This window comes from Fusibacillus kribbianus (genome assembly GCF_030053595.1).
Taxonomy (GTDB): domain Bacteria; phylum Bacillota; class Clostridia; order Lachnospirales; family Lachnospiraceae; genus Lientehia; species Lientehia kribbiana.
In genome coordinates, this window is record NZ_JASGBQ010000013.1 from 42,117 (window position 1) to 67,144 (window position 25,028).

A 25,028-nucleotide genomic window follows, 5' to 3' on the forward strand; every position below is an offset into this window, starting at 1 on the left:
GAGGAATTAGCATGAGGAAGAGGACAACCTGTAGGTTTGCTTCTGCACTTTTGGCCGTTGTGCTGTTTTTGAGTACGCTGTCGCCAATTACTGTGTACGCAGAAGAATCTGCGCAGAAATCAGAGCCAGCCGCCTTTGATGAGGCAGATAGCGATGCCGCGGCAAACTCTGACGATTTGGGGGAGGATGCAGACACCAAAGGCGGTGGGGAAGAAGAGGATACTCCGGCGGAGCCCCTTGATACGCCTGAGCTTTCTCCTGTGGCCGACTATGCCACATTCCTTGCTGACCTGAAGCAACTTGAGAATTACGCTTTAGAGTATGCCCAGAGCAATCCCTCGGAGTATTCCACTGCGCTGGTGATTAACTTCATCCGCACAGGTGTGGAACGGTACACCTCCAGCACCTGGGCAACACTGGCCGGCACGGAGAATACGGCCTTCACGGAATATGTGGCCCAGCAGGACGTTGCAAATGGTACTACCGCTTCCGCGTTGAAAGACTTGGAGCAGCTCACGCTGCCCAACGGAAACCTGGTTGACCTGGGCCATATGTTCGGCACTCTGGACATCACTTGTTATGCGACAGTCCAGGGCATGACTGCTGAAGCCATCCAGGCCCGCGCAGATATGGGCGGCTGGGCTGGCGACACCGCCGATATGATGTACTGCGCCGAAAATGTGGACATACCGGACAAGGTGGACACCAGTGAAACCGATGTGGATATTCTGGCGAATGCCATCCGGGAAAAGTATCTGGGGGCGGATTATGCAACGCTGAACAGCGTTGATCACTCCTTTACTTCCACCGACGTCTATGGTGATATGGATGCTTTCTATGTTGCCAGCAAGCTGGGCAGTGGTGACAGCATCAGCTCCATTCTGGAGGGCTATTTCACCAGTTCTCTCAGCGATGAGAGCCGCGCGGCGTATTTTCTCCAGAACCGTCTGGGCAACGTTCAGACAAAAGCGGGTATCCGTAAGGCTGTTCTGGATGCCTACACCTCCAACACCTTGATCGGAGCACTGGAAGGTTCCTACGAATTGCTTGATCTGGAGAATCACGATACCCTGCAAACTGCCTGCTGCTATGCGTTTGCGGACTATCTGTTTGAGCTTGCGGGCGATGAAAACGGAACCGACCCTGACCCGACACCGGAACCCGACCCGGAGCCGGAACCGGATACGCCGGAGAACGGCTACTATACCGTGTTCTCCAATACCACCAGCACCATTGCACCCGGCGTCACCCAAGATATTACCTACGCGCTGACCGCTGACAGCAAGCAGATCGTGTTCTACACGGCTACTATCGACGTCAGCCGTGAGGACATCAGCATCTACGCGAACTATAATAATAATGACGGATCCGCCTGGGCCATGGCCAGAGTTTCCGATCAGATGGCTGCGGCTCAGGCCAGGCACTCTGATCCGGCTGACCCGGACAACTACATAGAAAACTACAATGCGGTTCTGGGCGTCAATGCGGACTTCTATAACATGAGTACCGGCGTTCCCAGCGGCGCATTGGTCATGGAGGGCGTGGAGTACCATGGCGTTGGCAGCGAGAACTTCTTCGGTATTCTGAAGGATGGAACGCCCATTATCGGCAGCTCCAGCGACTACACAACATACAAGGATCAAATCCAGGAGGCCGTGGGCGGCAGCGTATTCCTGGTCAAGGACGGAAAGATTGCAGTCAGCACCAATGCGGACTACTACAATTCCAGAGCTTCCCGCACCTGTGTAGGCATCACCGGCGACGGAAAAGTGGTCATGATGGTGCTGGATGGACGGCAGGAGCCCTTCTCTGCCGGCGGCAGCGCCGAGGAGATTGCCCAGATCATGCTGGAAGCCGGCTGTACCGTCGCGATTAATCTGGACGGCGGAGGTTCCACGACCTTTGCTGCCAAGCAAGAGGGATCTGACGAGGTCACGGTTGTGAACCGTCCCTCTGATGGATATGAGCGTTCTGTTAGCTCCTCCTTGCTGGTAGTTTCCACGGCGCAGACCACCAATACATTTGACCATGCTCTGATTACCACGGATACTGATTATCTGACGGTTGGCAGCAGCCTGGCCCTCACGGTCAGCGGCGTCAGCAGCACCGGCAACGCCGCCGAACTGCCGGAGAATACCCAGTGGGTTGTGGTGGATTCCACCGTCGGCTCCGTTGAGAATGATACCTTTACCGCAGCCCAAACCGGCAGCACAGAGATTCAGCTTACGGTGGATGGCGTGGTGGTTGGAACCAAGACCCTGAATGTGGTGCTTCCGGATGCGCTGCTCTTTACGTGCAGCAGCATCGATGCCGTTTATGGGGAGGCCGTTGATCTGCCCATTGCGGCAACCTACAACGGCAACGCCGTGACCATCAATCCCGCGGATATTGTCTTTGAATTGAGCAATAGCGCGGCTGGCACTATTGCTGACTTCCAGTTTACCGGCGATGCGGCTTCCGGTATCCGGAATGTAAAGGTCACCGCCATGATTGCCAAAGACTATTCCATTCAGGCAACCATGAGCCTGGCTCTCTATAGTGCGGATGAGGCAAAGTTTGACTTTGATGCCGCCATGTTCGGAGACCGTACACTGGCATGGAACCGTGAGGTGTCCAACGCCACCCGCGTCTCCACGACCGAGGATGACGTCACTACCGACACCTACTATATCAACAAAGCCGATCTGCCCATGGTGACCGAGTACACCTTTGCACTGGATATGCAGAAAGTGGAGGTCCCCGAACAGCTTATTCCGCTGCTTTCCATGGTGGCGGGAGGCGATCTGGATAATGTCACCGCATGGGACATCCTGCTCCAGCTTGCGGAGCGTGTCAGCAGCAAGACCAATGTTCAGGTGCAGATCAACTTCGATAAGAATGTGACGGTTGACTATTCCAACCTGCAAGTAGTGAATGACTATTTCACCCTGACCAATGCGGAACTGGATGAAGAATCGAACACGCTGACCATTTCCATCAACTGGATCAAGCAGAGCGAGGCAATCAGCGCCGAAACTGCTAACCCCATCGTCATTGTCAGCGGCCTCTCCCTGGTCCCGAAGGATGACGCCGTGTGGGATGAGAATAATTGCCTGACGCTGAAGCACAGCGGCACTATCAGCTATGACATCTACTTGGGAGCCAGCACTCTGTACTCCATGGCAAGCCAGACTTCCTTCCAGGAGCAGTATGGTATTTATCCGTATACCGAGCCGGAAAATACAGCCCATCCCAGTGGCGGCCATTTTGCCTCCACCTTCCGCACCTTCGAGGATGACTACACGCTCGACAGTACCATCAAGGACGGCTGGGCCACCTTTAACGGAAACGTCTACTACTTCCAGAACAATGAACCCCTCACTGGCATCCAGAAGCTGCCTGGCTATCAGGATGAACACAACGAGTTTTACTATGACCTTGGCGAAGATGGCATCTATACCGGAAAGCTGACTGGGTTGTTTGAGCTGGACGATGAACTGTATTATGCGATCAATGGTGTACTTGAATCCGGATGGCGTATCATTCAGACCGACGGCGCGGATTACTACTACTACTTTGACCCGGTGACGGGCAAAGCAGTGGATGGCATCCGGACCATCGATGGATACGAATATACGTTTACAGACCACATTCTGACCCGTGGCGCGCTGATCCACAGTGCAGAGGGCACACATTATAAGTGGGCCGGCGAGTGGGTCATGAACAGCTGGGTGGAGATCGACGGCTGCAAGTATTATGCCGGAAAGCAGCCGTATGGATACTTCGTCACAGATTTGCACCTGAAGATCCATAAGTATGGAAGCATGACCGAGATGGTCTGCTGCCTGTTTGACAGCAATGGCGTATGGCAGGAAAACTACAGCGGCCTGTATACAGAGGAAAACGGCGACACTTATCTGATCGAAAACGGTTATTTGGTAGAGGGAGCCGGCCTGGTTCTGCTGGATGGGGACTACTACTATTTCCGCACCAGTACCAGTACAGCTGTAAAGGGCAGAACCTACTGGATCACCTTGACCAACGGTCTGCTTCCTGTCGGACAATATGCGTTCGATGAGACCGGCAAGATGATCGATCCTCCGGCCGTGGATCCCACACCTGATCCTGAACCTGAACCCGAGCCCACCCCCGACCCCGATCCCGATCCGGAAGAGCCGGAGGTCAAGAATGGCATTGTGGAAGAGGACGGAAGCCTGTACTACTATGTGGATGGCGTGCGGACAGGAGCCGGCTTGATTCAGATCGACGGAGACTACTATTACGCCAAGACTTCCAACGGTGAACTCGTCCATGGCCGTACCTACTGGATTACGGTGACCAACGGACTGCTTCCTGCCGGAGAATATGCGTTTGATGAGACCGGCAAGATGATCGATCCTCCGGCCGTGGATCCCACTCCTGATCCTGACCCTGAACCCGAGCCTACCCCCGACCCCGATCCTGATCCGGAAGAGCCGGAAGTCAGGAACGGCATTGTGGAAGAGGACGGAAGCTTGTACTACTATGTGGATGGCGTGCGGACAGGAGCCGGCTTGATTCAGATCGACGGAGACTACTATTACGCCAAGACTTCCAACGGTGAACTCGTCCATGGCCGTACCTACTGGATTACAGTGACCAACGGCCTGCTTCCTGCCGGAGAATATGCGTTTGATGAGACCGGCAAGATGATCGATCCTCCGGCCGTGGATCCCACTCCTGATCCTGACCCTGAACCCGAGCCTACCCCCGACCCCGATCCCGATCCGGAAGAGCCGGAGGTCAAGAATGGCATTGTGGAAGAGGACGGAAGCCTGTACTACTATGTGGATGGCGTGCGGACAGGCGCCGGTCTGATTCAGATTGACGGAGACTACTACTACGCCAAGACTTCCAACGGCGAAATCGTCCACGGCCGCACTTATTGGATCACGGTAACAAATGGCTATCCCCTCGAATCCAAGCAGTACACCTTCGACGAAACCGGCAAGATTGTCTTCTGAATCAGCGCGTTTCCACGGATGGTAATTAAACCGGGCGGCCCGGCACGAAATTGGCTTGGGCCGCCCAGGGAGAAATGAGTTTACCCAGCGAAGGAGACGAAATCTCTGTTATCTCTGCCGGTGTATAGAGGAAAGCGACCGGGCCGGAAGAAGGTGAGGAAACATTGAATGAAATTCTGCCATGGGGGAAGGAACATGCGCTCTTTCTGCTCCTGTTTTTTGCCACGGCTGTGTGCTGTGTCTGGCTCTCAATGGTGCGGAAGCGGCTGAAAATGCCATTGTATGCCGTCTTTCCCGTAGCTGTGCTGCATACCCTGATCGGTGTACTCAGTGTGAAGATCTTTGCCTTCCTGGAGACTGGCTTTAATCCGAACAGTCTGGGGAACATGAGTCTGTTCGGCGGTGTGTTCTTTATGCCACTGGTCTATTGGGCCGGTGCGAAGCTGACGAAGCGGAACCTGGGGCTGGTGTGTGATCTGCTTACGCCGTGCATGATCTTCACGGTCATGTGTGCACGGGTCAACTGCATTTTGTCCGGCTGCTGCTTTGGCCTGCCAATCCCCGGTATGAACGGTTTGCGATGGCCGACCAGGGAAGCGGAACTGGTGTTCTACCTGGTGTTGCTGGTCCTGCTGGTTCGGAAGGTTTGGTGCGGCCAGACCCACGGGGAGATTTATCCACTCTATATGGCGTCCTACGGCGCGTTCCGGTTTGTTGTGGAGTTTTTTCGCCATCAGGAATACAGCCTGGGAATTTTCCACCTTTCTCACCTCTGGGCCGCGGTTTCCTTCGCCATCGGCCTGAGTATTTACGTTGAACTTCAAGCAAAAGGAAAAAAAGTTAGGAGATGAATGGCCATGATAAAAAGAGTATTGAAACGGCTGACTGCCATGCTGCTCGCCTTTGTGCTGCTCTTTACGCTGTTCCCGAATCTTTCTTTAACGGCCTATGCGGCCGATACGGCACTTAGCGGACTCAGCGATGAGAACATCGGCTTGACCACAGACAAAAGTGACGCGTGGAGCGCAACCGGAACAACAATTACCGGTTCTGTTAAGGGTACAAGCGGTACCTGTTCCAGCAGCAGCTCGGAGTCCACGCTTACCATTACAAACAATAAAACCGTCCCCGCCATTCTGTCTTTTTCCTACAAGATAACACAGAATGACAACAGCGGCACCATCCAGGTAGCTGGCACCAGTGTGACTGCCGATGGAACGTACAGCGGAGAGCTTGCGGCAGGTGCTTCGATCAAGGTTTATCTGAAATCCGCTGCCGGTGCATACACCACGGCAGTGGAACTCAGCGGGATCTCCCTGATCGCCAACGTGCAGGCCACCACCACGTTCCAGCCTGCGGAAAACGGCAGCTATACGGTGGACGGCGTGGAGATCACAGAAGAAACCACCAAAACACAGCAGTCCACTGTGGCCTATAGCCTGGCCGCTAAGCCTGCTTCCGGCTACAAGTTCATCGGCTGGTACAGCGTGACGGAGGGAAAATACCTGTCCTCGGATACGTCTGCCACGATGTATTTTGACATCGACCAGACAGTCACGGCTGTGTTTACCGAGGAAGCAAATCCCGTTTTTGACGTCAGCGGCGCGAAGTTTACCGACTTGAATGAGGCCAACGAATACGCCGTGACGAACAGCTTGAGCAAGATCGTCCTCGTATCTGACGGTACGCTGAACAGCGGCAGCTACACCATTTCCAGTGGCGTTACCCTTTTGATTCCCTTTGACAGCGCCTACACCTGCTATACGACCACCCCTGCAAATACGGGCAATGTCTGGACAGCACCCTCGGTCTATAAGACCCTGACCATGGCGGAGGGCGCTTCCATCACGGTGGAGGGCGCCATCAGCGTCAGCGCAAAACATTATGCCTACGGTCAAACAGGCGCAGGCGCACCTTGCGGGAAATACGGCTACATCTATATGAACAGCGGAAGCAGCATCACCGTCAACAGCGGCGGCGGGCTGTATGTCTACGGCTATGTGTCCGGCGACGGTACGGTGACGGCGAAATCCGGCGCGACTGTATACGAGAATATGCAGATCTGCGATTTCCGCGGCGGCAGCGCCACTTCCGGCATGAATAACAATGCCCAGAAGATCTTCCCGCTGAACCAGTATTTTATTCAAAACATTGAAGCAAAGCTGATTTTGGAATCCGGCGCGGATGAGTATATCTACACCTCCATTTATGCCGCCAGCGCTGCCACCTCTACAGCTGTGCATTTCATCGGCAATAAGGGCGCCATGTTCTCGGTCGAGGAAGGCGGATATTTTACAAAGCAATACCTCCCAGCCAAGGACAGACTGGAGATCAATGTTTCTGGAAATGCGAAGATCAACAATCTGACCCTGACGGTCATGGGGATCACGGTGAGTTCCAGCAACTATGTTCTGCCCATCACGAACTGCATGACATTGAACGTTCTTTCCGGTACAACGCAGATCACCCAGGATGTGGCTCTGCTGGCCGGCGTTCAGGTGAATGTTGCAGACGGTGCAACAGTGCAGGTGAATGAAGGCGCATCCCTGTATGTGTATGACCACGATGAGTGGACCCAAGCAAACTATGCGTCCAACGCCAAGTTCAAGACGGTGCTTTACTCCCCCACCAGAACCTATACCCGCACGGCAAATGATCTGATCGACGCCCGCATTGATATCAACGGCACTTTACAGTCCGATGGCTATGTCTACACGACCGCAGGCGGCGCGGATATTACCAGCAGCGAGGGAACCGGCAAGTTTATTTTGACCAATGGTGCCGGGACGGAAACCGTGACGTATATGTATAAAGACTATACGACCACCTATGACGAGATTCCCATCACCTCGGCCAAGCTCCACAACGGCAGCCAGGATGTCGGTACCGAGGAAGCGTACACCCTCACCGACGGAGCCGCTGCGGGCAGCACCTACTTCTGGAATAGCGACGACAGCAAGTGGAAGCTGGAGGGCGAGACGGAAACCATCACGATCACCTTTGACGCCAACGGTGGCGAGGGAAGCATGGATGCCCAGACCGTCCCCGCTTCCGCCGACACAGCCCTGACAGCCAATACCTTCGCCCGTACCGGCTATGACTTCACCGGCTGGAACACAGTGGCGGACGGCACCGGCACAGCTTATGACAATCAAGCCATCGTGAATCTGACCGAGAATCTGACGCTGTATGCCCAGTGGCAGGCCAACACCTATACGGTCACCTGGGTAGACGAGGACGGTACCGAACTGGAGAAGGACGAGAATGTACCCTATGGCACCACGCCCGAGTACAACGGCGAAACGCCCACCAAGGAGGGCGATGCCCAGTATACTTACATCTTCAACGGTTGGACACCCGAAGTTTCCGCTGTTACCGGTGATGTGACCTACAAGGCAGTCTATCAGCAGACAGTAAACCAGTACACCATCACCTGGAAGAACTGGGATGGCACAGAGTTGAAAATTGAGCAGGTGGCCTATGGTGAAGTTCCTGCCTATACCGGCGAGACGCCCACCCGTGCCGGCGATGCAGAGCATACCTACACCTTCAGCGGCTGGACACCTGAGATTCAGCCTGTCACTGGTGAAGCGGAGTACACCGCCGTGTTCACCGATACCATCAACACCTACACGGTTATCTGGAAGAACTGGGACGGCACCGTGCTGGAGACGGACGAAGATGTGGAATACGGCACCACGCCCGAGTATAACGGCGAGACACCCACCAAGACCGGCGACGCCCAATACAGCTACACCTTCAAGGGCTGGTCTCCTGCAGTGGATACCGTTACCGGCAACATTACCTATACAGCTGTCTTTGAAGAGACGATAAACCAGTACACCATCACCTGGAAGAACTGGGATGACACCCTATTGAAGACAGAGCAGGTGCCTTACGGCAATACGCCTGTCTATTCCGGTGAGACACCCACCAAGGTGGGCAATGCCCAGTACAGCTATACCTTTACGGGCTGGACGCCGGAGATTACCGTTGTGACCGGCAACGCGGAATACACGGCGCAGTTCCAGGAGAATGTAAATACCTACACAGTCACCTGGCAGAATACCGATGGCACGGTCCTGGAAACGGACGAAAACGTGGCCTACGGCACTGTGCCTACCTATGACGGCGAAACGCCCACCAAGGCAGCTGACGCCCAGTATACCTACGCTTTCAAGGGCTGGCACCCGGAGATCACCGCTGTGACCGGCAATGTGACCTACACCGCCGAATTCACCTCCACGGTCAACACCTACACAGTCACCTGGCAGAATGCCGACGGCACGGTCCTGGAGACCGACGAGAACGTGGAATACGGTACCGTCCCCACCTATGACGGCGAGATGCCCACCAAGGCAGATGACGAAGACTATTCCTACACCTTCAGCGGCTGGACGCCGGAAGTCAGCTCTGTGACCGGAAATGTGACCTATCAGGCCACCTTTACTGCTACACTGCTGGTTAAGCACACCGTCACCTTCAACGCCAACGGCGGCGAGGGCAGCATGGAGCCGCAGGTATTCATTCAGGGTAGAGACACCAAGCTGACTGCCAATACCTTCACCCGCGAGAACTACAAGTTCACCGGCTGGAACACCGCAGAGGACGGCTCCGGTGCATACTATGCGGACGAGGGTGCGATCATCAACCTGACGGAGGATCTGACGCTGTATGCCCAGTGGCAGATTTGGAACGGCTGGTACACCGATACAATCGGAACCACCTACTATGTGGAGGGCGAGCAGCCTTACTATAGCCAGTGGGCAATTATTGACGGAAGCACCTACTATTTCAATGAGCAGGGCTACATCGTCAAGGGCCTGTACAAGACCACTTCTCAGGACGGAAGCCATGAGGCGACCTTTGTATTTGACAGCAGCACCGGCGTGTTCCTGAGCGATAAGTCCGGCCTGCATGATGTGGGCACGGATACCTACTGGATTCAGAACGGCGAGGTAGTTGAGTACGCCGGCCTGATCAGGATCGTCAAGGATGATGGTGTAATCAATTACTACTACTTCGGAGAAGATTCTAAGGCCTGCAAGGCTACGGCAGAAAAGAACCAGTATCTCGTTGAGAAGACCAACGGACTGGCGCTGCCCGGCGGAATCAATTATACCTTCGGTGAAGACGGCGTCATTGCACACTTTGCGGACACCTCCATCAACGGAATCTATTTCGATGAAAGCTCCTCCAATTATTACTATTGCATTGACGGTGTTATTATTGCCAACGGCTTGATGCTGATCGACGGTTCTTACTATTACGCAAGAACCTCCTCCGGAGCCTTTGTGTGTGGCTGCAGCTACTGGATCACAAAGACAAACGGCCTGCTGGACGAGGGAATCTATCAATTCGATGAGACGGGCAAGATCGTCTTCCCGGAGGAAACCGAAACGAAGAATGGCATCGTGGAGGAAAACGGCAGCCTGTACTACTATGAGAAGGGCGTTCTGACCGGCGCGGGCCTGATCCAGATCGGCGATGACTACTACTATGTCAGGACGTCCACCGGCGAGGTAGTACATGGCAGAACCTACTGGATTACACAGACAAACGGTTTGCCGATAGAAGCTGGTCAGTATCAATTCGCGGATGACGGCAAAATGATCCTGCCCGAGACGGAGCCTGAGGAACCAGAAGATCCGGAAGTAAAGAACGGCATCGTAGCAGAGGACGGCAGCTTGTACTACTATGTGAATGGCGTGCGGACGGGAGCTGGCCTGATCCAGATCGGGGACGACTACTACTATGTCCGAACCTCCACCGGCGAGGTGATCCATGGCAGAAGCTATTGGATCACCGTGACCAACGGCCTGCCGGTAGAAGCCGGTCAGTATGCGTTTGCCGAGGACGGCAAGATGATTCGATAAGGAACAGACGCGTACCTGGTGCGCATTCTGCGCACCAGGTTATGCGTTTCTTATTGAGCTGTGTGAAAAGGGGCGAATGATGAGCGAATGTAAGAATATTGAGATTCTCTGCGCAACCATGCATCAGTACGACTTTTCAAAACATGATACCATGAACATTCATGATTGTGATGTTGTATTCGCAAATCAGGCTGACAAGTTTTCCTATCAGGAGATGAAGGTCGGATCTAATTCCGTGAAGATGCTGACCACAGCCACAAGAGGAGTGGGAAAAAACCGCAACCTGGCGCTGGCATTGGCATCAGGTGAGGTCCTGCTGTTTGCGGATGACGATCTGACATATGAGACCGATATGCCCCGGATGATTAGCGCGGGATTTCAGCGCTTCCCCGATGCAGATATGATCGTATTTGGCACAAGATATACGAAAAACGGGAATGTATATAAATGCCGAAAGCCTAAAGCCGGAAAGCTTCCTTTTTTCAGAGCCCTTCGCTATGGCACATGTGCGTTGGCTGTCCGCCGCAGTTCTGTCCTGAAGCACGATCTGCACTTCACAGAGTTATTCGGCGGAGGATGCCGGTATTCTTATGGAGAGGATACTGATTTTATTGTTCAGTGCTTTCGCAGGCATTTGAGGATTTATTCTTACAGTGAAGTGATTGCGGCCACTAGCAAGGATTCGTCGACCTGCTTTTCCGGCTACGGTGAAAAATTCTTTTTCGATAAGGGCGCCCTGGCAAGACATTCGTTAGGGCTGGCCGCTGTTCCTTATATGGTACACATGGCTCGGAAGGATTTGGAATCCGATCTGAGCTTTTGGAAGAAAATATGGCTTTTATGGAGCGGGTACAGGAGCTTTCCTGATCTGATCTCCTATGTGGAATGGTCATCAAAGCATGAAGAAAATCATCATTGTCAATAACAATATGAAAGTGGGCGGCGTACAGAAGAGCCTGTACAATCTCCTGTGGGGTGTGTCGGAAAAATATGATATTACCCTATATCTGTTCAGCAAGTCCGGCGAATACATCGATCATCTCCCGCCAACCGTTGAGATTCAGACCTGTACATCCCTTTTCCGCTTTCTTGGGGTTAGTCAGGCGGAAAGTAAAAATTGCTTACGGGACAAGCTGACGCGTGGTGTATTGGCAGCATTATGCAAACTGCTCGGCCGTCCGTTTGTAATGCGTTTGATATCTCTTAGCCAGAAACCTCTTGCGGAAGAATACGATGTGGCGATTTCTTATCTTCAGAATGGGGATATCCATTCCTTTTACGGCGGCGTGAACGAATTCGTGTTGCAAAAAGTGCGCGCGAAGAAAAAAATTTCTTTTTTGCATTGTGATTATGAAAACTGCGGAGCCAATCATCCGCAGAACAATGAACTGTACCTTGCTTTTGATAAAATCGCAGCTTGTTCAGACGGATGCCGCAATGCGTTCCTCCATGTCATGCCGGATCTGGAGCAAAAGTGTGTTACTGTAAGGAACTTTCATCGGTACGAACAAATTTTGAGCCAGTCAAAAGCAAACCCTGTGACATATGAGGAAGGGAAACTTCATGTTGTAATGGTGAGCCGATTGGCGCATGAAAAAGGGATAGAACGTGGAATTCAGGCGATTTCCCATGTGAATCAGGTCGGCATTCCGACAGAGCTCCATATTGTCGGAGACGGGCCGATGAAGCGAAAATTACTGGACGTTGCTTCCGAATGTAATGGAACGGATTTTGTTCATTTTTATGGAGAACAATCAAATCCTTACCGGTATATGTGCAACGCGGATTTACTCCTCATTACATCTTTTAACGAAGCAGCGCCGATGATTATAGATGAAGCATACTGTTTAGGCCTTCCCATCCTAAGCACCGCCACAACGTCTACGAAAGAAATGATCTTAAACCGTGGCTGCGGATGGGTTTGTGATAATTCACAATTTTCGATTAACAGGTCCTTGGTAGAAATACTTCGGAATCGCAGCGTAATAGAATATGTTCGTTCACAAATTCGATACACCGATGTAGACAACATAAATCCGATGAAACAGTTCGCTGCGCTAATAGGGGATTGAAATGATTCGACTTCAATCAGTTCAGAATAAGCTACATTATCCGATACCTGGTATTTGTGCTATTCTGGCGCTTATTTACTTGTCACCGTTTGTGAGTTCCTGGTTAAACTATGTGGCATTTATGATATGTATATATCGTCTGGTGAAATATGATGAACGTATTTTCAGCGTAGATTACTGCTGCCTGATTAGTGTGGCTACAGTCTTTGCTCTCCCGGGAGGACTCTCCTTTGTGGTTGTTTTGAGTTTAATTGCGGAGGTCTGGTTTATTATTCGGGATGGACTGGTTGCGGATACGGCTCTGGTGTGCTTATTACTTTTGGCATGTTACATCATGCTGCGGATGCAGTCCTCACTCAGTGATTTTGTATTATGTTTCAGTCAACTGCTCATCATATATCTTCTGATCTCGTTTCTTGATGAGCAAACCATTGTTCTGGATATTGAACTGTTTGTAATAAATGTGGGGGTATCTTCAATCTACGCACTGTTGTTCCGGAACTCCCCTGCAATAAGCCAGCTTATAGGAACAGAAGTTACAGCGTATTTTGGCAGCAGTCTCACGCGCTTTCAGGGGCTGCTTCGTGATCCTAATTATTACATGTCTCTTGTAATAATGGCGATCGTTTTGCTTACGCTGCTTCATTTCAAAAAATATATATCAAAAGGATTGTTCCTGTTTGGCACTGGATGTATGTTTTTGTTTGGCGCATTAACATACAGTAAAACATTTATATTTCTTCTATGCTTGTATTGGCTTTTATGCCTTTTCTATCTGATTCGACGGAAACGATATATATTTGCTGTTGCGTTCGCTGCGGGAACTGTATGCCCGGCAATTCTTCTTTCAAATACGTTATTCGCAACTACACTTTATCGGATTACCAGCGCTTCTTCTGTGGGTGAACTGACAACGGGCCGCACGACTTTGATTGGCACATATTGTAATGAGATAATGTCATCTCCCGGAATCATGCTTTTTGGGGAGGGAATGTCAGCGGAGCTTCTTGAAAAAGGAACACACAATTTATTCCTGGAAATTCAGTATTATATTGGGTTGATCGGGTTGATCCTGTTCGTTTCCTATTTTGGGACTCTGGTAGTCTGGATGAGGAAAAAGTATACAATGGGGAGTGTGGCTACAAGATTGTTAAACTATTCCTCGTTGATTGTATTCATTGCGTTGTTCTGTTCACTGCAGGGAATGTTCTCTATTTCCGTTTATGCATTGATTTACCTCGCTGTTATCTCCATTGGTATTCCACAAAATGCTGTTTGCAAGGAAAGATGTTGCTATGAGTAAAATTCTTATGATTTCCCGAACAGGCTTTTCTGACCAGGAGGCCAATGGCATTACGATGAAAGTGCTTCTGTCTGCATGGCAGGCAGATGAGAAGGCGCAATTTTATTGTGATGTTCAGCCGCCGGATTATAGTGCGGCTTGTGAATCTTTTCGCACTTCGGATATGGATATGCTGAAAGCGTTCATCGGGAGAGGTGGAGGCAAGGCATTTTGTAAAACGGAGGCACAAGAAACAGCAACTGGACAACAATCTGCGGATGCGCCAGGGAAAACACTAGCTACCCGTAGTGTTCCAGGGTGGATGAAACGAAGAAAATATGATTTTCGCCTGAAATGGCTGCGAGAAATTCTTTGGAGTGTTAGTCCATGGGGGCACACAAGACTCAAAAAATGGATTAGCAGGGTTTCGCCGGATGCGGTGATTTATATGGTTGGTGAAAGCATATTTCTGGACAAACTGGTTCTTCACATATGTAAAAAGCGCAGGCTTCCTTTGATCCTTTACAATGGGGAAGCTTTTCGGCTCATTGACTTGCAAAAGAGAAAACGGCTTGAACGTAGATACTATCAACGTATCAAGCATCTGTATGCAAAACTTACTCAACGAGCATGTTTCATTATTTATAACAGTGAGATGCTGAAAGAAGGGTATGAAAGAGAATACCCTATGTGTCCTCCAGGTATGGTTGCATATAACAGCGCTGAAATTGAGTGCGCAGAGTATTCTGCAGCGGGAAAGCCCCAAATAACCTACTTTGGAAATCTCGGAGTAGGACGTACAGACAGTTTGATTAGAATGGCCCAAATTCTATCCGAGATTGATTCAACAGTTCATATCGATATTTATGGGAAGGCGTGTCCAAGTGATGAGGATCTGATCCGTCAACAGGGCAATCTCGTATACCATGGATTCATATCCGCAGATGAACTCCAAGCTGTCATTGCAGAGTCTGATATCTTGATTCATACAGAGAGCTTTAAACCAGATATTGCTGAAAAACTCCAATACGCTTTTTCAACAAAGATTGCGCAATGTCTGCATGCAGGCAGATGCCTCTTGTCTTATGTTCCCGCAAATTCCGCATCGGCCCAATACTTACTCCACGAGAAGTGTGCGGTTGTTGTAACAAATGAGGCTGAGCTGCAAAAGGCTTGGGAATTACTTCTGTCCAACACACAAAAAAGATCGGAATATGCAAACGCGGCACAGGAAATCGGGAGAAAAAATCACGATGCCAAGACAACATCAAAATGTGTTCGGGCAGCGATCGAAGAGGCAATAACAAAAGAAGTCGAATCATAATAGCAGAGGTTAAAATGAAATTTTCTTATATAGCAGGATACTTGCTCTATCATGTGATTGGAAGTCATCTCCCTAAATCCGATGCCAGGATCAATTTTGGCAGCAAACAGATTCGTGCATTTGCTGCCAGATTGATGCTCACAAGAGTTGGAGTACATGTCAACATCGAAAGAAAGGCGCAGTTTTCGCACACAACGGAAATTGGAGATTATTCGGGAATCGGCGAGAAAAGCAGGCTCTATGGTCGGGTTATTATTGGTGATTATGTAATGATGGGCCGTGAGTGCTATATTTACACCTACAATCACGAAACTTTGCGAACAGATATTCCTATGCAAAAACAAGGTGGAACCGCCGAAAAACCGGTCACGATTGGCAATGATGTCTGGATTGGGAGTCGTGTCACAATACTACCTGGCGTAACCATTGGGGATGGCGCCATTATTGGGGCATCTGCAGTCGTAACAAAAGATGTTCCGCCTTATGCGGTTGCCTGTGGTAATCCGGCAAAAGTGGTGAAATTCCGGGAACACTAATATAAGAAAAGGGATAATGCCAAATGTCTCATTTTGAAAACAAAACGCTCCTGATTACCGGCGGGACAGGTTCTTTTGGAAACGCTGTGCTGAACCGGTTCCTGACGACCGACATCAAAGAAATTCGGATTCTCTCCAGAGATGAAAAGAAGCAGGACGATATGCGCCACGAATATCAGGCAAAGATGCCAGAAGTGGCGGGGAAAATCAAATTTTACATAGGGGACGTTCGGGACTATCGTTCCATTGTGGGTGCGTTTCGCGGTGTGGACCACGTGTTCCATGCGGCGGCGCTGAAGCAGGTGCCATCCTGCGAGTTCTATCCCATGGAAGCTGTCAAAACTAACGTTCAGGGGTCGGATAATGTGATATCCGCATGTGTGGAGAACCACATCAAAAAGGCTATTTTTCTCTCTACGGACAAAGCTGCGTATCCCATCAATGCTATGGGTATGACCAAGGCGGTCATGGAGAAGAATGTGATTGCCCGTTCAAGGCAGATGTTGCCGGGAGATCCGGTTTTGTGCCTGACCCGATACGGCAATGTGATGGCCTCCCGCGGGTCTGTGATTCCTCTGTTCTGTGAGCAGATCGATGAGGGAAAGCAACTGACTATTACCAATCCTGCTATGACCCGGTTTATGATGACTTTGAATGATGCGGTGGATCTGGTTCTCTATGCCTTTGAGCATGGAGAACAGGGTGACCTGTTCGTGCAAAAGGCCCCTGCCGCTACCATAGAGACGTTGGCGCAAGCTGTTTTGGAGCTACGGAATTCCAATGTGGGCTACACCTGCATTGGCACCCGGCATGGTGAGAAATTATATGAAGTCTTGGTGACGGCGGAGGAAATGCTCCGGGCAGAAGACCTGCCGGGCTTCTTCCGTATCCCGGCAGACAACCGGGATTTGAACTACGATAATTATTTCAGCAAAGGCAATACGGAATTTGGCAAGATAGCGCAGTACACCTCTCATAACACCCAGCGTCTTACGGTGGAAGAAATGAAACAGCTGCTGCTGAAGCTGAAACTGTTCGGAGGAACTTACTGATGAACGTATTGATTACCGGCGCAAATGGATTTGTTGGGAAAAATCTGACGCAGCGTCTGTATGCGCTCAGGGACTACAGAGACAGAACGCAGCCGACCCTGCAAATAGAGGAGATCTTCCTGTGTACACGGGAAACCGCTCCTGATGTATTTGCGGAATATTGCCGGAAAGCGGATTTCGTGGTCCACCTGGCCGGGGTAAACCGGCCAAAAGAGGAACGCGAGTTTACTGCCGGAAATGTGGATTTCACCAGGACGCTGCTGGAACTTCTCCAACAGAGTAAAAATAACTGCCCCGTACTGCTGGCCTCCTCTGTCCAGGCCGGTCTGACTGGCCGTTATGAGGGAAGTCCTTACGGGCAATCAAAGAAGGCGGCGGAAGATCTGCTCCTTTCCTACGGAAAAAAAACCGGAGCGGATGTTCTGATTTACCGCTTGCCAAATTTGTTCGGGAAGTGGTGCCGGCCAAATTACAATTCCGTTGCGGCAACTTTCTGCCACAATATATCAAGGGATCTTCCAATCTCCATTTCTGACCCAGAAGTGAAGCTGGAACTTGTGTATATCGATGATCTGGTAGAGGAGATACTGAATGCTATGGAGGGCCATCCCCATCGGGAGGAGAACGGATACTGTAGTGTCCCCGGGAGCGACTGCAGAACCTTGGGTCAGATTGTGGAATTGCTTTACCGGTTTCATGACCAGCCGCAGACGCTTCTGCTTCCTGACATTTCGGAAGGAAGCTTTGAAAAAAAGCTGTACAGCACCTATCTATCCTATTTGCCCTCTGACAAGGTGGCGTTTCCGCTCAAAATGAATCGGGATGAGAGAGGGAGCTTTACGGAGCTTCTGAAAACAGCCTCCTGCGGTCAGGTCTCCGTCAATATCACAAAGCCAGGTGTCACTAAGGGTCAGCACTGGCATAACTCCAAGTGGGAATTTTTCATCGTAGTATCTGGTCATGGGCTGATTCAGGAGCGAAAAATTGGGTATGACCAGGTAATAGAGTTCGAGGTGTCCGGCGAGAACATTCAGGCAGTCCATATGCTCCCGGGCTACACCCATAACATTATCAATCTGTCCAAGACTGAGGACCTGGTGACTGTGATGTGGGCAAACGAGGTGTTTGACCCCAATCATCCGGATACCTATTTTGAGGAGGTGTAACCTGTGACCGCATTTCAGAACAACGGAAAGCTGAAGCTGCTGATTATCGTAGGGACAAGGCCGGAGATCATCCGCCTGTCGGAAGTGATTAAAAAATGTCGAACCTACTTTGACACGCTGCTGGCGCATACCGGCCAGAACTATGACTACAATCTCAACGGGATATTTTTCCGGGATCTGGATCTGTGTGAACCGGAGATCTATATGGAAGCCGTGGGCGAAAATCTGGGACAGACCATGGGCAACATCATTGCCCGGAGCTATGAACTGATGGCAGAGCTTCAGCCGGACGCTGTCCTGGTGCTGGGGGATACCAACTCCTGCCTGTCCGTGATCGGGGCAAAGCGGCTTCATATCCCCATTTTTCATATGGAGGCCGGGAATCGGTGCAAGGATGAGTGCCTGCCGGAGGAGACCAACCGCCGAATTGTGGACATCATCTCCGATATCAATCTGGCCTATTCCGAGCATGCACGGCGTTATCTGATGGAGTGCGGCTGCCCCAGGGAGCGCACCTATGTGACTGGCTCTCCCATGGCGGAGGTGCTTCACCGGAATCTCCTGCAGATTCAGCAGAGCGATATTCTGAGCCGCCTGGGGCTGGAGCCGGGGCGGTACATTCTGCTGTCCGCCCACCGGGAGGAGAACATCGACACGGAGAAGAACTTTTGCTCCCTGTTCACGGCGATCAATGCCATGGCAGAGCGATACGATATGCCCATCCTCTATTCCTGCCATCCCAGAAGCCGGAAGCGGCTGGAAGAAAGCGGTTTTACCCTGGACAAGCGTGTGATCCGCCACGATCCTTTGGGATTTCACGATTATAACTGTCTGCAGATGAACGCTTACTGCGTGGTATCTGACTCCGGCACGCTACCGGAGGAGAGCAGCTTCTTCGTTTCGGCGGGACATCCGTTCCCGGCTGTGTGTATACGCACCTCTACGGAACGTCCCGAAGCCTTGGACAAGGGCTGTTTTGTCCTGGCGGGAATCGATACGAACTCCCTTCTTCAGGCGGTGGAAACCGCCGTGGCGCTCCACAAGGATGGATACGTTGGTCTCCCTGTGCCGGATTATACAGATGAAAACGTATCGGACAAAGTGGTTTGCATCATCCAAAGCTATACTGGCATTGTGAACCGGATGGTTTGGAGAAAGGAATTATAGTAAAAAAGAAAAGAGGTGATTCTATGGATCCAATCTATGCAGCTCATATACAGACTTCAAAGAACGCTCCATTTTTTTCAATTGTAATCCCCGTACATCAATGTGAAAAAACATTAGCGAAAAGTATTGAGTCTGTTTTACAGCAGGATGAGGAAAGCTATGAGATCATTCTGGTAGATGATGGCTCAACGGATCGCAGTGGGAAGATATGTGACTATTATGCCAATGCATTTCCCTCAAAAATTAGGGCCATTCATAAAAAAATAAATGAGGGGCCTTTATTTGCACGACTTGATGCGGTGGAAGCGGCAGATGGAACATACCTTATGTTTTTGGATGCAGATGATACTTACACAGAAGGCCTTCTTCGCTTGATAAAAAAGGTAATATTTGAGTTTCGTACAGACATGGTTATCTTTAATCACATTCGAGTTTTTCCAGACGGAGGCACACGTAAATATCCGCCCAAATATGCAGATAAGACTATTTTTGAAGGGCCTGGATTAAAGCAATTATATGCTGATGCAGTTATTGGAGCGGACTTGAATGCTGTATGGCAAAAATGTGTTCGGCGCAGTCTCCTGCAAAATGCAGAAGATTATCGTAAATACGGAAATATGGTGATGGGCGAAGATAAGCTCATCTCGTTGGAAATGTTGAGCAACGCGAAGAAAGCCATCTACCTTTCAGATGGGCTGTATCAATATAAGATAACTGAAACGGGGTTATCCCATGCATTTTCCATAAGACATTATCGGGATCTGTCCATTGTTTATCGGGTTACGCTCCAATACGGAAAACGATGGGGAGTAGCGGATTGTGAGAAGCACTATTATGAAAGTAAAGTTATGCTTGGAATAAAATGTTTGTCCTCTGTTGCTGATCAGGTTCACAAGAATCAAAAAGAAAAATCCGATTTTAAATTGCTTATACAAGAAATCATGAAGGATCCTGAATTTTGGCAAGCATACGATAAGTGCAGGGAATATATAGGAATCAAAGCAAATGTGGTATGTTGGCTGCTTCGACACCATAAGGTGAAATCTGTCTGCATTTGTTTCTGCATATAAGATTACAGAAATAACGAATGAGAAATTTATTTCAATGGCGTTATAACCTCAGGAGGAGAAATTCCGTGCGAATAGAGCGGGTAAAGAATGCATCCCGAAATATGGTATACGGAATCGCATCACAAATCGTTAAGCAACTGTTGCCTTTTGCGATGCGGACTGTGATGCTATATGTATTGGGAGTAGAGTATCTTGGACTGAACAGCCTTTTTACATCTGTTTTATCGGTGTTAAATCTGGCGGAACTTGGCGCTGGATCTGCCATGGTCTACTCTATGTATCAGCCCATCGTTGATGACGATACTGATAGAATATGTGCGCTTATGCGGCTATATAAGATTTACTATAGATGTATCGGTCTTGTGGTATGCGCGATTGGATTGGCTCTGCTGCCGTTCATTCACAGGTTGATTAACGGCGATGTTCCGCCAGATATTGATGTTTACTACTTATATCTCCTGAATCTTGCAGCCACGGTATTCAGCTATTGGCTATTCGCTTACAAAAGCAGTATTCTATGGGCCCACCAAAGAAATGACGTTGTCAGTAAAGTGACGCTTGCCACGGACTTAATTAAATATGCTGCACAGCTCTTTGTGTTGGTTGTTTTTCGAAACTACTATTACTATGTGATGGTGATTCTTGCCACTCAGATACTGAACAACATTCTGACAGCCATCCTCGCATCACGGATGTATCCGGCTTACCATGCCAGAGGAACGATCCAGAAAAATGAGCGAAAAACCATCAACCATCGCATTAGAGACTTGTTTTCGGCAAAGGTTGCCACGGTCATCGTCTATTCGTCTGATACCATTGTTATTTCCGCGTTTCTCGGACTGAAGGTTTTGGCTATCTATCAGAACTACTATTATCTTTTTTCTGCTGTTGCCTCCATGATAACGATCGTGTTTACTTCCGTTCGGGCAGGCTTGGGAAACAGTTTTATTGTTGACACAAAAGAAAAAATCACGAAAGACTTTATGAGTTTTTTGCTCATTATTGTCTGGCTTGCAGGCTTCTGTTCCACCTGCTTCCTTTGCGTCTATCAGCCATTTATGGAGGTATGGGTTGGTGCAAATTTGCTTGCGGAATTTGGGATCGTTGTTTGTATGTCAGTCTATTTCTTTGTAAACTGCATGAACGTTTTTCTTAATTCTTACAAGGACGCGGCAGGAATGTGGCATAAAGACCGCTTTCGTCCCCTTGTAGAAGCGATCACGAATTTATTATTGAATGTGATACTTGTTCGATATATTGGATTGTATGGCATCATTCTGAGTACGATCATTTCTATGCTTTTTGTGGTGCCATGGTTGATTCACAATCTTTTCGATACACTTTTTGATCGAGTATACCTTAATCTTTTTCTAAAGCGGATGGTACATTACGTTTTGGCAACCGGTATCACAATGTTTATCACTTTTTTTCTATGCAGTTTTGTCAATCTACCACTTATTTTCGAAATCATCATTCGCTTGGCGATTTGTATCGTGTGTGCAAACCTGATCCTATTTGCCTTTTATTTTAAACTGCCTGAATTCCATTCGTGCATTGTTTTGGCAAATCGGATGACAAGGGGAAAAATAAAGGTTCTCGGAAATCATGCAAAATAAGAGAATTGAAGTCGTTTAAGACTCTTTGCTTTTCATACACGGAAAGAGTTGACAATCAAAAGAAACGTGGGGTATGTAAAAATGTACTATTCAGACCTTCATATTCATGCGCTGTACGGCGTGGATGATGGGGCGAAAACGGAAGCGGAAATGCAGGAAATAGTGGATGCTTCCTATGCAGATGGCATCCGAACCCTTTGCGTCACGCCCCATTTTCACCCAGGTTATTTTAGGGACAACGGAAACCAAGCCGAAGCCGCGTATCAAAGGCTGGAGGCATATATTCAACAGAAATACCCAGATATGGAGTTATACCGAGGTAATGAGCTGCGATACAGCCGGGACTGCGTTTCCTGGCTGAACAGCGGAAGGTGCCATACATTGAACGGGACCCAGTATGTCCTGGTAGATTTCTCGGAGGCGGCGGAAGCACAGAGAATTTCCAGCGCTTTGGAGCATCTGCTGAGCGCCGGCTACCGGCCGGTGCTTGCCCATGTGGAGCGGTATCGGGCACTCTGGGGACACAAAAGTCTCATCCATTCCTTTCGGGAGAAGGGTGTTCTCCTGCAAGTGGATGCCCAATCAGTCCTGGGTGGATTTGGATACCTGACACAGCGGCAGAGCAGATACTTACTGGAGAATGAACTGGCAGATTTGATTTGTTCGGACAGCCATGATGTTCGGCAAAGACCGCCGGAACTGTCCCAGTGCTTCCAACTCGTCCGGAAAAAATATGGGCTGGATTATGCGAATGCCTTGTTTTGCGATAACGGAAAAAGGCTCCTGCATGAGGACGCCTTACAGGAGGAATTAGATTGACTACGAAAGCTAACGCGAATATCCGCGTCGTAACGATAATAGATCTGTGGTATATCTTCGTTCACCGCCTTTGGGTGATGGCCCTTGCCGCGGTTGTAGCGGTTGGAGGACTGTTCATCATCAATCGAGTGACATTCGTCCCAGCCTATTCTTCCACAGCAACGCTGTACATTCTCCGCCAGAACGAAGCAACTGCAACAGGAAACTCAGATTCCGATTTTTCTCTGGCTCTTAAGGTGGTCAACGATTGCGACTATTTGCTGAAAAGTCATTCCGTCCTGGATGAGGTAATTCAGGAGTTGAATCTGGAGACCGACTATAAAACGCTTAGCAAGAGCGTTTCCACATCCAACCCGGAGAACACGCGCATCCTGGAAGTGACAGTGGAAAGCGATTCGCCGGAGAATGCCAAACGGATCGTGGATGCCATCTGTGAAATTGGACAGGAACAGATTACAGAGGCGATGGGATTCCAGCAGGTTAATCTGTATGAATATGGAACGCTGAATGACAGACCATGTAATACCACAAGTATGACGACCTATATGCTGGTAGGAATGATAGCAGCGGTGCTTGTATACTCCATATATCTTATCATTTATTTACTGGATGACCGCATTCGCACGGAAGAGGATATTGAACGATACCTGGGCTTGAGTGTGCTCGGTGATATACCCAATGCCGATGACAAAAAGAGCCACCAGTATGGGTATTACAAAGCCTACGGTTCGCATGAACAGAAAAAAACAGGAAAAAGCAGGAAAAAGCGGAGGGCAAAGTAATGGAAGATATCACACTGAAGCTCCCGGGAGAAGATGATTTTTTTATACAGGAAGCGTTCAAGGTCCTTCGTACAAATTTACAGTTTTGTGGGCAGGATATACAGGTAATCGTCGTCACAAGCTGTAATGAGAACGAAGGGAAGACCACAGTGTCCTTGCAACTTGCACGGAGTTTATCTGAACTTGGAAAGCGCGTCCTAGTGATTGATGCGGATATGCGGAAATCCGTTATGGCAGGCCGAAATACCAATGCCAAAAGAGCGATTGGCTTGAGTGAAGTCCTGACAGGTATGGTAAAACTGGGAGACGCTATTTATTCCACGCAATACCCGAATTTTCAGATTATTTTTGCGGGGAAATATCCCCCAAATCCCGTGGAACTGCTCAGCGGAAAATACTTCAAAACACTTCTCTCTGAAACTCGGAAGGTTTATCAGTATGTGATCGTGGATACGCCGCCCCTTGGAAGAGTCATCGATGCTGCTGTGGTTGCACCGAACTGTGATGGAAGCATTCTTGTAATCGGGAACACTTCGATGCATTACCGGCAAGCGCAGGAGGTTGTTGCACAGCTTGAAAAAAGCGGCAGCAAAATTTTAGGCGTCGTTCGGAATAACACCAATAAAAAAGACGGTGGGTACTACTATACCCATAATGAAAAGTATGGCTATGGGAGCAATGATGGAAAATGAAAGGCGTCCACATTTCTCCTCCGATTGATACATGTGTTATATGCGGCTGTGTGATTCCGAAAGGGAGACAAATTTGCCCCAGCTGCGAGAACGAATGGAGAAAACGAGTGGAGCAGGAAACCAAAAGAAAAGGCAAAATCCCTTATAAACTGCGGAAGAACACCAGAAGCTAATAAGAGGATAAATATGCAGGTAATGCATTTCTTAAAAGAATGCTGGGTAGTTTTTACGCCAACTGGCAAGATACAAAAAGCTCTGGAAACTCCTAATCGATAAAGATATGAAGAAAAAAGATTTATGCGTGAAGGCCGGGATCAGCCCAGCTTCTGTCACAAAGATGGGCAGGAATGGCCATGTCACAACAGAGATCCTCCAAAAGATATGTATTGCCCTAGATTGTCAGATTGGGGACATAGTCGAGATAATCCCGGATGAATAGAAACGCAGAAAAAAGGGAGTGTTGCATAATCAATGTCAATAAGTTAAGATAGTTTCAAAGAGTGAGTACAGTAAATTTATGTGCTCGCTCTTTTTTTGTAATAAAATCAAAAAACACTTGACAAATCATCCCAAATTTGCGGCGAAGCCACTT

At 49.4% G+C, this 25,028-nt stretch carries 16 protein-coding genes and 1 pseudogene; all 17 read left to right on the forward strand.

All coding sequences use genetic code 11. The features are described 5' to 3' along the window. Nucleotides 1-11: 11 nt before the first annotated feature. The 17 genes and pseudogenes from QJ036_RS08380 (at nucleotide 12) to QJ036_RS08460 (ending at nucleotide 24,875) form a co-directional block, all read left to right on the forward strand. Entirely contained in the window at nucleotides 12-4,982 is a 4,971-nt protein-coding gene (locus QJ036_RS08380; RefSeq protein WP_283230939.1) for a phosphodiester glycosidase family protein, read from the forward strand. A 164-nt stretch (nucleotides 4,983-5,146) separates the two neighbouring features. Further along, complete coding sequence (locus tag QJ036_RS08385; protein ID WP_283230940.1) at nucleotides 5,147-5,833, forward strand: prolipoprotein diacylglyceryl transferase family protein; 687 nt, start codon at nucleotides 5,147-5,149, stop codon at nucleotides 5,831-5,833. 6 nt (nucleotides 5,834-5,839) lie between these two features. Further along, the gene (locus QJ036_RS08390) at nucleotides 5,840-10,858 is read left to right on the forward strand and encodes an InlB B-repeat-containing protein (RefSeq protein ID WP_283230941.1); all 5,019 of its coding nucleotides are present in this window, start codon (nucleotides 5,840-5,842) and stop codon (nucleotides 10,856-10,858) included. A 76-nt stretch (nucleotides 10,859-10,934) separates the two neighbouring features. After that, nucleotides 10,935-11,783, forward strand: a complete 849-nt coding sequence (locus QJ036_RS08395; RefSeq protein ID WP_283230942.1) for a glycosyltransferase family A protein — start codon at nucleotides 10,935-10,937, stop codon at nucleotides 11,781-11,783. Continuing rightward, nucleotides 11,758-12,930, forward strand: coding sequence for a glycosyltransferase (locus QJ036_RS08400; protein ID WP_283230943.1), 1,173 nt, complete (start codon nucleotides 11,758-11,760; stop codon nucleotides 12,928-12,930). The genes QJ036_RS08395 and QJ036_RS08400 overlap by 26 nt, the downstream gene beginning before the upstream one ends. A 1-nt stretch (nucleotide 12,931) precedes the next feature. After that, on the forward strand, nucleotides 12,932-14,233 hold the full coding sequence (locus QJ036_RS08405) for an O-antigen ligase family protein (protein ID WP_283230944.1): 1,302 nt from the start codon (nucleotides 12,932-12,934) through the stop codon (nucleotides 14,231-14,233). Continuing rightward, nucleotides 14,226-15,536 carry a glycosyltransferase family protein gene (locus QJ036_RS08410; protein ID WP_283230945.1) on the forward strand — a complete coding sequence of 437 codons (1,311 nt, stop codon included), beginning with the start codon at nucleotides 14,226-14,228 and terminating at the stop codon, nucleotides 15,534-15,536. Before QJ036_RS08405 ends, QJ036_RS08410 begins: the two co-directional genes overlap by 8 nt. Nucleotides 15,537-15,907: 371 nt before the next feature. Further along, nucleotides 15,908-16,063: pseudogene (locus tag QJ036_RS14335) on the forward strand (DapH/DapD/GlmU-related protein); the annotation flags it as partial. Between the two features lie 32 nt (nucleotides 16,064-16,095). Beyond that, nucleotides 16,096-17,124 carry a polysaccharide biosynthesis protein gene (locus tag QJ036_RS08420; RefSeq protein ID WP_283230947.1) on the forward strand — a complete coding sequence of 343 codons (1,029 nt, stop codon included), beginning with the start codon at nucleotides 16,096-16,098 and terminating at the stop codon, nucleotides 17,122-17,124. Further along, nucleotides 17,124-18,290: a polysaccharide biosynthesis C-terminal domain-containing protein gene (locus tag QJ036_RS08425; RefSeq protein WP_283230948.1), complete on the forward strand. Its 1,167-nt coding sequence runs from the start codon at nucleotides 17,124-17,126 to the stop codon at nucleotides 18,288-18,290. Before QJ036_RS08420 ends, QJ036_RS08425 begins: the two co-directional genes overlap by 1 nt. Nucleotides 18,291-18,293: 3 nt before the next feature. Beyond that, nucleotides 18,294-19,457, forward strand: a complete 1,164-nt coding sequence (gene wecB / locus QJ036_RS08430) for a non-hydrolyzing UDP-N-acetylglucosamine 2-epimerase (protein ID WP_283230949.1) — start codon at nucleotides 18,294-18,296, stop codon at nucleotides 19,455-19,457. A 23-nt stretch (nucleotides 19,458-19,480) separates the two neighbouring features. After that, complete coding sequence (locus QJ036_RS08435; protein ID WP_283230950.1) at nucleotides 19,481-20,527, forward strand: glycosyltransferase family 2 protein; 1,047 nt, start codon at nucleotides 19,481-19,483, stop codon at nucleotides 20,525-20,527. A 65-nt stretch (nucleotides 20,528-20,592) separates the two neighbouring features. Further along, nucleotides 20,593-22,143 carry an oligosaccharide flippase family protein gene (locus tag QJ036_RS08440; protein WP_283230951.1) on the forward strand — a complete coding sequence of 517 codons (1,551 nt, stop codon included), beginning with the start codon at nucleotides 20,593-20,595 and terminating at the stop codon, nucleotides 22,141-22,143. 81 nt (nucleotides 22,144-22,224) lie between these two features. After that, nucleotides 22,225-22,962: a CpsB/CapC family capsule biosynthesis tyrosine phosphatase gene (locus QJ036_RS08445; RefSeq protein ID WP_283230952.1), complete on the forward strand. Its 738-nt coding sequence runs from the start codon at nucleotides 22,225-22,227 to the stop codon at nucleotides 22,960-22,962. Then, complete coding sequence (locus tag QJ036_RS08450; protein WP_283230953.1) at nucleotides 22,959-23,744, forward strand: YveK family protein; 786 nt, start codon at nucleotides 22,959-22,961, stop codon at nucleotides 23,742-23,744. The genes QJ036_RS08445 and QJ036_RS08450 overlap by 4 nt, the downstream gene beginning before the upstream one ends. Beyond that, on the forward strand, nucleotides 23,744-24,436 hold the full coding sequence (locus tag QJ036_RS08455; protein WP_283230954.1) for a CpsD/CapB family tyrosine-protein kinase: 693 nt from the start codon (nucleotides 23,744-23,746) through the stop codon (nucleotides 24,434-24,436). The genes QJ036_RS08450 and QJ036_RS08455 overlap by 1 nt, the downstream gene beginning before the upstream one ends. A gap of 235 nt (nucleotides 24,437-24,671) precedes the next feature. After that, entirely contained in the window at nucleotides 24,672-24,875 is a 204-nt protein-coding gene (locus QJ036_RS08460; RefSeq protein ID WP_283230955.1) for a helix-turn-helix domain-containing protein, read from the forward strand. The last annotated feature ends 153 nt before the right edge of the window (nucleotides 24,876-25,028 follow it).